At 36.8% G+C, this 9,157-nt stretch carries 10 protein-coding genes; 5 read left to right on the top strand and 5 right to left on the bottom strand.

Translation table 11 applies throughout. The features are described 5' to 3' along the window. Window positions 1-35: 35 nt before the first annotated feature. Window positions 36-1,394: a ribosomal protection-like ABC-F family protein gene (abc-f, locus tag FC88_RS06925; protein ID WP_157060447.1), complete on the top strand. Its 1,359-nt coding sequence runs from the start codon at window positions 36-38 to the stop codon at window positions 1,392-1,394. Between the two features lie 46 nt (window positions 1,395-1,440). Here the strand turns inward: abc-f and FC88_RS06930 are convergent, their stop codons facing one another. Then, on the bottom strand, window positions 1,441-1,800 hold the full coding sequence (locus FC88_RS06930) for an ArsR/SmtB family transcription factor (RefSeq protein WP_057814167.1): 360 nt from the start codon (window positions 1,798-1,800) through the stop codon (window positions 1,441-1,443). A gap of 122 nt (window positions 1,801-1,922) precedes the next feature. Here FC88_RS06930 and FC88_RS06935 point away from each other — a divergent pair, with 122 nt between their 5' ends. Next, complete coding sequence (locus FC88_RS06935; protein WP_057814176.1) at window positions 1,923-3,842, top strand: heavy metal translocating P-type ATPase; 1,920 nt, start codon at window positions 1,923-1,925, stop codon at window positions 3,840-3,842. Between the two features lie 438 nt (window positions 3,843-4,280). On the opposite strand, the gene FC88_RS12870 is transcribed toward FC88_RS06935, so the two are convergent. After that, window positions 4,281-4,439 carry a hypothetical protein gene (locus tag FC88_RS12870; protein WP_157060448.1) on the bottom strand — a complete coding sequence of 53 codons (159 nt, stop codon included), beginning with the start codon at window positions 4,437-4,439 and terminating at the stop codon, window positions 4,281-4,283. Between the two features lie 156 nt (window positions 4,440-4,595). On the opposite strand from FC88_RS12870, the gene FC88_RS12875 reads away from it, so the two are divergent. Further along, window positions 4,596-4,760, top strand: a complete 165-nt coding sequence (locus FC88_RS12875; protein ID WP_162256539.1) for a hypothetical protein — start codon at window positions 4,596-4,598, stop codon at window positions 4,758-4,760. Window positions 4,761-4,805: 45 nt separating this feature from the next. Here FC88_RS12875 and FC88_RS06940 read toward each other — a convergent pair whose 3' ends face one another. Both FC88_RS06940 and FC88_RS06945 read right to left on the bottom strand, forming a co-directional pair. Then, the gene (locus FC88_RS06940; RefSeq protein ID WP_057814180.1) at window positions 4,806-6,143 is read right to left on the bottom strand and encodes an NCS2 family permease; all 1,338 of its coding nucleotides are present in this window, start codon (window positions 6,141-6,143) and stop codon (window positions 4,806-4,808) included. A 181-nt stretch (window positions 6,144-6,324) separates the two neighbouring features. Continuing rightward, window positions 6,325-6,966 (bottom strand): SDR family oxidoreductase, encoded by a 642-nt coding sequence (locus FC88_RS06945; RefSeq protein ID WP_057814182.1) that lies wholly within the window; start codon window positions 6,964-6,966, stop codon window positions 6,325-6,327. Between the two features lie 112 nt (window positions 6,967-7,078). Between FC88_RS06945 and FC88_RS06950 the strand changes: the two genes are divergently transcribed. Then, window positions 7,079-7,840 carry an NAD(P)H-dependent oxidoreductase gene (locus tag FC88_RS06950; RefSeq protein WP_057814184.1) on the top strand — a complete coding sequence of 254 codons (762 nt, stop codon included), beginning with the start codon at window positions 7,079-7,081 and terminating at the stop codon, window positions 7,838-7,840. Window positions 7,841-7,886: 46 nt separating this feature from the next. Here FC88_RS06950 and tpx read toward each other — a convergent pair whose 3' ends face one another. Further along, complete coding sequence (tpx, locus tag FC88_RS06955) at window positions 7,887-8,384, bottom strand: thiol peroxidase (protein WP_057814185.1); 498 nt, start codon at window positions 8,382-8,384, stop codon at window positions 7,887-7,889. Between the two features lie 93 nt (window positions 8,385-8,477). Between tpx and FC88_RS06960 the strand changes: the two genes are divergently transcribed. Then, complete coding sequence (locus FC88_RS06960; RefSeq protein WP_057814186.1) at window positions 8,478-8,990, top strand: GNAT family N-acetyltransferase; 513 nt, start codon at window positions 8,478-8,480, stop codon at window positions 8,988-8,990. Window positions 8,991-9,157: the final 167 nt, after the last annotated feature.

Below are 9,157 nucleotides of genomic sequence, written 5' to 3' on the forward strand. Positions count from 1 at the left end.
TGTTTTTTTATTTATTTTTTCTTAAGGTGGCTAACTTGATTATAAAATTCGCCGTTGGTAAGACTTCATTGCTCAAATTAATTAATGGTGAATTTAAAGCCGAAAAAGGAAATATTCAAAGAGAAATAGATTTTACATACTATAAACAAGTCGAAGAAACCACACAGATGTCTGACAATTTGGATGGTGAGTTACTATCTCGTTTTGCCGTTCCTAAAAGCAATAATAATAAGTGGAGTGGTGGCGAGGCTTCAAAATATCGGTTAACTCAGGTACTGTCTAACTACCAGCCGGGTTTGATTTTGGATGAACCCACGACGCATTTAGATGAAAAAAGTGTCGATTTATTAATTAGTGAACTGCAATATTACTACGGAACTTTGATATTTGTTTCGCATGATCGTTATTTTTTGGATAAACTCGCTACTAAGATTTGGGAAGTGGCAGATGGGACAGTCACCGAATATGCTGGCAACTATACAGATTATTTGGCTTTAAAAAAGGCTGCTATTACCCGAAAAGAACACGAATCTGAAAATTATCAGCGAGAAAAACAAAAGTTGGAGCAGTCTTTAATAAAGAAAAAGAAACAGGCAACGCGGATGTCCAAAGTTTCAGCAAATCGTAAGAAAAGAAATATCCGACCTGATCGACTATCTTCGTCCAAACAAAAAGATACGATTCAAAAAAATGTCCAAAAAACTGCCAAGGTTATTGAAGGAAAATTGTCACGCTTAAAAGAAGTAACATCTCCAACTAAAGACAAAGTCGTCCATTTTTCACTACCAAAAACCTTAGAATTGCACAATCAATTTCCAATTATGGGAGCCGATTTGAATTTGAAAGCTGGTCAAAATATTTTATTAAAAAATACTGACTTTCAATTTAAAAATGGTGAGAAGATCGCAATCGTTGGTGACAATGGAATTGGAAAAACAACCTTGTTGAATCAAATAGTTTCTCAAGGAGAGAGCATCGTATTATCACCTAAAGTGCAATTTTCAAAATATTCTCAAACTGATTACGATTTAAACAGTACGAGTAATTTATTGCAATTCATTGAGAAGAAAAGTGATTTTCCAGAAAAAATTATTCGCAGTGTCTTGCACAATTTAGGCTTTAGATATGAACAAATTACTGAACCCGTCAAAAATCTAAGTGGTGGCGAGGCTACTAAGGTTGCTTTGGCGTTAGTTTTCTTGCGTCCGGCTAATGTTTTGATTCTTGATGAACCGACAAGTTTTATTGATTTACCAACTATTACGGCTCTACAAGATTTAATCAAAAATTATCCAGGATTAGTAATTTTTACTTCTCATGATCGTTATTTTGTTGAAGCTACGGCAACTGAAGTTTACGAAATTGATAATCAACAATTAAAGTTGAAAAAATAAAACTGCCAATTTTTGCCCAAAGAAAAAACCACTAAAAAATAGTGGCTTAAAAATCATTTTCATCTTCAATAATGTGCTCTTTGGTCTGCTTAAAAATCGTAATAATATGCTGGTCACTCAAGCGGTAATGGATGTTACGACCACGTCTTGCATTAGAAACAAGATTGAGCTGTTTTAAAATACTCAATTGATGTGAGATAGAAGACTGGCTCATATCAAGGGTATCAGCAATTTCACCAACACTTAATGGTGTTTCAGCCAAGGCAAGAATTATTTTTACTCTCGTCATGTCGCCGAAGGCTTTGAAGATGTTGACCATCGCTTCGAGATCGTCGTCGTTAGGGATATTTTGTTTTAAATTATGGAGTGCATTTTGGTGCTCTACTTCAAAATTTTGTTCTGGCATAAGTTGTCCTCTTAATTGCAATAGGTTGAAATTCATTAGAACCTATTATATTATAATTTATATATGAATGATTGCTCATATATTCAAATGAACATGTAAACCTTTTCAAGGAGGATAACTCGATGAAATCATACGATGTCCAAACTGATTACAAAGTAAAAAATAAAGTCAAACGAATCAAAAATGAATTTAGCAAAGAAACTAAGTTTACTATTATTCGCCTGTTGATATCTTTTATCTTACTACTAATAGGCTCAAGTTCGCTGGTAATGAGTCCAATTAATGTTATTTTGTTGGTCGCAGCGTACTTAGTTATCGGTAGTCGGATTGTTTATAAAGCCATTCGCAATATTTTTCACGGTGAAATTTTTGATGAAAACTTCTTAATGAGTATCGCCACGATCGGTGCCATTATTTTGGGAGAGTATCCTGAAGCGATTGCCGTCATGTTGTTTTACGAATTGGGAAATGTCTTCGAAGATCTTGCCGTCAATCGTTCCAAAAAATCAATTTCTGCATTGTTAGAAGTTAAACCTAATTTTGCGATGTTAAAAATCGACAACCAAATGAAAAAAGTCGACCCTAACACAGTTCAAATCGGACAAATTATCGTCGTTCGTCCGGGAGAAAAAATTCCTTTAGATGGAACTGTAGTTTTGGGCAGCTCATCAGTTGATACCTCAGCTTTGACCGGGGAGTCGATGCCCCAAAATATTCAAGTTGGCGACACTGCCTTGAGTGGATCAATCAACCAAAACGGGACTTTACAAATTAAAGTTACCAAAGTTTACAGCGATTCAACTGTTGCCAAGATTTTGGATCTAGTACAAAATGCCAGCAGCAAAAAAGCCGGTGCCGAAAAGTTCATTACTAAATTTGCCAAAATATATACGCCAATCGTCGTAGCTTTGGCCGTGATATTGGCTGTAATTCCACCACTAGTCATGCAGGGAGCTTGGAATACTTGGATTTATCGGGCATTGATTTTTCTAGTGATTTCTTGTCCATGTGCCTTGGTCATCTCGGTGCCATTGAGTTTCTTCGGAGGAATCGGGGCCGCATCTAAGCAAGGAATTTTGGTCAAAGGTAGTAATTACTTAGAAGCTTTGAACAAAGTTGATACCGTTGCTTTTGACAAAACTGGAACCTTGACTCGTGGAAAATTCGCGGTAGTCAAAGTTGCTCCAGTCGCTGATATCACCAAAGATCAACTCTTGCAAATGGCCGCTAGTGTTGAGAAGAATTCAACTCATCCGATTGCTAGTTCGATTCAAAGTGCTTATACAGGCAAGATTTTACCGATCGAAAACGCCACTGAATCTGCCGGTCACGGTTTGACTGCTGTTGTTGATGATCAAAGAGTTATCGTCGGTAATGCCAAATCAATGCGTGAATCTGGTATCAATTTCGTTAAATCAACTGACGTCGGGACAATTGTTTACGTGGCTGTTGGTAAGAAATTCTGGGGTCACATCGTGATTGCGGACGAACTCAAGACTGATGCCCAAAAAGCCATTCACTTGTTGCACAACCGTGGAATCAAGCAAACGGTCATGCTGACAGGGGATAATGAAAAAGTCGGTCACTCAATTGCTAAAAAGCTCAAGATGAGTGGAGTTTATACTAATTTATTACCAGAAAATAAAGTTTCTATCGTTAATAAATTGTTAAAGAAATCTCACCAAGCAAATCATAAAGTGGCTTTCGTTGGTGATGGGATCAATGATACACCTGTTCTAGCAACAGCCGATATCGGTTTTGCCATGGGTGGCTTAGGATCAGATGCGGCCGTTGAAGCTGCAGATATCGTCATCATGGGCGATGAACCATCCAAAGTTGCTCAAGCAATGAAGATTGCCAAACGTACCCGCCAAATCGTTATCCAAAATATTTCCATTGCTTTAATAATTAAGGTTCTCTTCTTATTAATGGGAGCTTTGGGTATGGTCGATATGTGGCAAGCAGTTTTTGCCGATGTTGGTGTTACTTTGATTGCTGTATTGAACGCCATTCGTTTACAATTAATCAATTTTAATAAGTAAGTAAAAAACTGATTCCAAATTGCGGAGTCAGTTTTTTTGATATAAATTAGGAAATTCACTCAAAATTAAATATACTAACTGTATAGTCATGTATTCTTGGGTAGCTCCCAGGTTGGCTTAGTCAGAATGTTGAGTAGAGCAGCACCCCTCGTTTAATCCGGAAGATGGAGGTGCCTGCTATGTCAATCGGAAAAGTTTGGAGTGTGTGTGGTGCAAACCGCTTTTGTAGTGTATATCTTTGCAATTGCTTTCGAGCATTTTGCGAACGGTATCGCGACAATCAAAAAAGCTAACCACGAAGGTTAGCTACCACAAAAATCTATTCCATCTGATGTTTGAAGTCATGGGACCGCAATTCCCATGGCTTCTTTTCGTTTACAAAGGTATTATATCCAAAAGAATTAATTTAATCAATCAAATAAAAATCCGAAGCCAAAATTATTCAGCTTCGGATCTTTTGTTGTCATTATTTTTAGGAAGGCAGACGATTGTTCCGTCGTAACCTTGATACATTTCATATTCTGTTGCCATTGGGTGGATGGTACTAGGAATGGTTATTACTTGCTCGCCATTGATTGCTTTAACTTTGACTGACATGATTACACTACCTTTCGCACCAAGTTAGTAACATAAAAATAACACGTTTCTGGAGTGAAAGAAAGTTTTAAACTGAGTAAGTAAAAAAGTTTCTAAAAATATTTTGAAAATATATAATACGTTTGAAATCAAATTGTACTGAAGGTAGGGATGATTATGCAAGAAAGTGATGATAAGGATGAAGAAATCCTTGATAGAGAAGTCGAGTCTAAAGCAAGTCAGAGATTAAAAGAAGGCAAGAAGAAATTAATTAGTGAAGAGGAAGTTTTAGCTGATTCTCTAAAGAAAATAAAAATTGATAATAATGATGGATGGGAATAAAAATAACCTTGTTAGAATGAACGTACATTCTAGCAAGGCTATTTTTTATTTTCCAGGTAAAATATTAATAATATAAAGCAACAAGATAAAGACAAAGAACAAGATATACATAATAGGAGTAACTTCCTTACGGCGACCAGCAGCCCACATTGTTAGAGGGTAGAACAAGATACCAAAGGCGAAACCGTAAGAGATGTTATAAGTCAAAGGCATACCAACGATTGTTAGAAAGGCTGGCATGGCGATTTCAAATTTAGTCCAATCGATTTGTTTCATTGATTGAGCCATCAAAATACCAACGATGATCAAAACTGGAGCGGTAACGTTGGTAGTTACAATGGACAAGAGTGGTGAGAAGAACATTGAAATAGCAAACATCACACTGACAACTAGAGCTGTTAGACCAGTACGACCACCAACAGCGATACCGGCAGAAGATTCAACGAAGGCAGCGGTTGGCGTAGTACCCATGACAGCACCACCAAGCATTGAAATAGAATCGGCCATTAAGGCTTTACCAATACGAGGCATCTTGTTGTCTTTCATGAAGCCAGCTTGTTCAGCTAAACCAATCAAAGTACCGGCCGTATCGAAGAACGCTACCAACAAGAAGACTAAGACGACCGCCCAAAGCTGTGGGTTAGCGAGATCAGGCATGTGGGCAACCCCGACACCAAAGGTTGGTTTCATACTAGGAATAGTTGAGATGATTTGTTTTGGAAGAGGAATTAATTTCGTAATTAAACCGACAATAGTTGTCAAAACCATCCCGATGAAAATTGAACCGGGAACTTTTTTGGCCATCAATAGACCAGTTGCGACTAGTCCGAAAATTGTTAGCCAAGTTGTAGGAACGGTCAAAGAACCCATTTCTACTAAAGTAGATTTACTTGCTGTGACTAAGCCACCACCTTGTAAACCGACAAAAGCGATAAACAAACCGATACCGGCAGCCATAGCTAATTTTAAGTCATGTGGAATAGAATCGATGACTAATTCACGTAATTTTAATACAGAGATCAGTAAGAATAAAATACTGGACATGAATACTCCGGCCATAGCTGTTTGCCAAGGAATGCCCATAGCTAAAACGACTGAATAAGTAAAGAAGGCATTATCACCCAAACCTGGAGCAATGGCGATTGGATAATTAGCAAGTAACGCCATCAAGACGGAACCTAAAATTGCGGAAAGAGCAGTAGCAGTGAAGACGGCCCCCTTATCCATTCCGGCTGCCCCTAAAACTTGTGGGTTGACGAATAAAATATAAGCCATTGAAACAAAAGTTGTTAAGCCAGCCAATACTTCACGACGAACGGTTGTATTAGCTTCTTTAAGGTGAAATAGTTTTTCCATGAAACTGAGATTTGGATCTGATTCCATGATATTAACCCCCTAAGGTTTTATTGTTTACTTCATAAGTATTACAGATATTATGAAAAAATACAACTAAAAGACGATTAATAATAAAATTATATCAAATATTGTTCGGATTTATATTTACTCAAGCCAAGAAAAAAGCATCTCACAAAACAAATTGCAAAATACTTCTCTAAAAGACAAACTATCTAAAAACTTCTTCAGCCGGTGTGTCACCACTAGCAAAAGTATATTCTTTTTTGATCGTAGCTGGATTCTCAATAATCAAAGCTAAGGCTTTAGCAACGTCAGCACGAGGGATCGAACCAGCCTCGTTAGGACCTAATAACTGAATTTTACCGATACCATCGTCGTTAGTTAAAGCGCCAGGATGAACGATCGTGTAATCTAAACTAGTACCACGCAAATGGTCGTCAGCGTAATGTTTGGCAGTCATATAAGGTCTGATGCCGGTAGAGTCCCATTTCTCGCGGTTGTCACTAAACATCGAGCTGACCATGACATAACGCTTGATATCATTAGCTTCAGCAACCATCATAGTCTTGATAGCGCCATCCAAGTCAATCTCCATAGTTAAAGCATCACTTGCACCACCAGCACCGGCGGAGAAGACGATAACATCAGCACCACTTTCTTCAATAGATTCACTGATTTCATCTAAAGATGCAGTCAAATCGATGTATTGTGTTTCAATGTTGTTTTCATTGTAGGCCTTGATCTGTTCTTGACTACGCAATCCAGCAACAAAATCGATGTTTCTCGATTGTAATTCTCCAATTAATAGGTGTCCGACTTTTCCATGAGCACCAATGATAAGAACTTTCATAAAATTCAAAACCTCCTTAGTTAACCATACTGTAGCAACAATTTTTTGATAATGCTAGTCTTTTGTATCTTATATGTGTCTATACTAAAATTAATAAAAAGGGGGAGAGTATATGAAGATATTAGGAATATTAGCTTCACATCAGGAACACGGTCTCAATGCCAAAATGTTAGCTGAAGTTTTGGATAATGTTGATCCTAGTGTCGAAACTGAAACTATCTATTTAGAAAATTACGAGATAACTCCACATAAATATCATGAAAAAAATGCTGTTTTGGATGAATTATCACAAAAATTGATGGATAGCGACGTTTGGGTCTTTGCGGCACCAACTTATTTTCGTGAACTATCCGGTGTTTTGAAGAATTTCTTCGATTGTATGCGACCAAAATTTGTTTATTTCAAAGAAAATGGCGATACGATTCCTGGGCAATTCAAAAATAAGCATTATTTAAGTATCAGTTCTTGTTACGTCTCAACGCTAGAGAACTTTTTAACTGGTGTCACCGATGAGAGTTTTAAAACGATTGACCGAGTGATGTCAGCTGCTGGCGTGATCAAAGTTGGTGAGATAGTTTTGCCAAATACTTTTGGGATGAAAGAAATCCCTAATAATAAGAAAGAACTGTGTCACAAGTATGCAAAAAAGATATCAGTCAAAAAGAGAAAGGATGATTCAACTGTGAAAAGATATATTCAACTATTCTTCATGATTGCAATAATGGCATTGATTACGATGGGGATTCAGATACCACTTCAAGGCTGGATTGAAAACAACTTCTGGTTGAACTACGTCAGTTTTACAGTGATCTTCTTTGTCTTGCTGGCTTGTATCTTGCATTTCGTAACTTTTGTAAAGCATCGTCGGCGTTAAATTAAGCATTAAAAAAAGGCAGTCAAACGGCTACCTTAATTTTTTTCTATTTTACTAATTCATTTAATTGACCAAGAACCTTATCATAGCTAGGTTCATCAGTTTGAACAGGTACGATTTCGGAATAGATGATTTCACCATTCTTATCAACGACCCAAACGGAACGAGCTAAAATGTTAATATCTCTGATCCAAATCTCTGATTTCTTACCAAAGTCATGGTCGATGTCGGATAACATGACCATATTCTTAACACCTTCAGCAGCACACCAGTGAGATTGTTCTTCTGGAGTATTAGTTGAAATTGTAACGAAGTTGATATCAGAATGTCCGTCAATTTCCTCATTGAAATGTTTAGTTTGCACACTGCAGACACTAGTATTGATATCTGGAACAACACTGATAAGTAGAGGCTTGTCTAAGAAACTGCTCAACTTGACCTCATTGTTATCTTTATTTAGAACAGTAAAATCAGGGAACTTTTCACCTACAGTCAAAGGATCACCATAAGTAGTAATTGTTTTTCCCTTAAAATCTAAATCCATACAAATCACACCTTTCTATTCGAACTAAATTTATTATAAATGACTGTGTATCAAAAACCTAGAAATTAGACTGAAAAGACAAGGAATGTAGCCATGAATCTAATAGGAAACAAAATAATTATTCGAGATTTTCAAAAAAAAGATTTTCCGGAATTCTTAGAATTGGTATATGACAAAGATAATCATAAACTGGCCGGACTAGAATATACGACTGATGAAGGTTTTGCCCACAGCTTGTTGGAAATGTATCAAAGACGAGAAGGCGCTTTTGTCATTGCCAAGAAAAATACCGATCAGATGATCGGAATAATTGAAATGAACAAACGTGGTGAAAGTGGTGACTTGTTGTTAACTAGGGAAGTAGGATTCGTAATTAATAGGAAGTTTCGCAACCAGGGTTTCGCTAAAGAGTCAGTTCAACTGTTGATCGATTATGGTTTTGACGAATTGAATTTAACAGAAATTTGGGCATCAAGTGAAAAAGATAATCAGGCACCACAGAATTTATTGGAATCATTAGGGTTTAAATATATTTATGAAGTCAATCAAGCGCTTCCATACGCAATGCAGTCGAATCTGGTTAAATACTACCTTTTGAAGAAATGATTCACTTCTTGTAAGAAATTCTTAACAATTTCGGACTAGTTATGAGGTAGACAGATGGTACTATACAAAGCGTAAGGAGAAAACAGACAGACTTTTGATGAAGAGGTTTTTTATATGGCAGATTGCAAGAAATAACCGAACATTTTTTAAAACTTAATATTTTCCAT

The organism is Companilactobacillus futsaii JCM 17355, from assembly GCF_001435505.1.
Lineage (GTDB): Bacteria > Bacillota > Bacilli > Lactobacillales > Lactobacillaceae > Companilactobacillus > Companilactobacillus futsaii.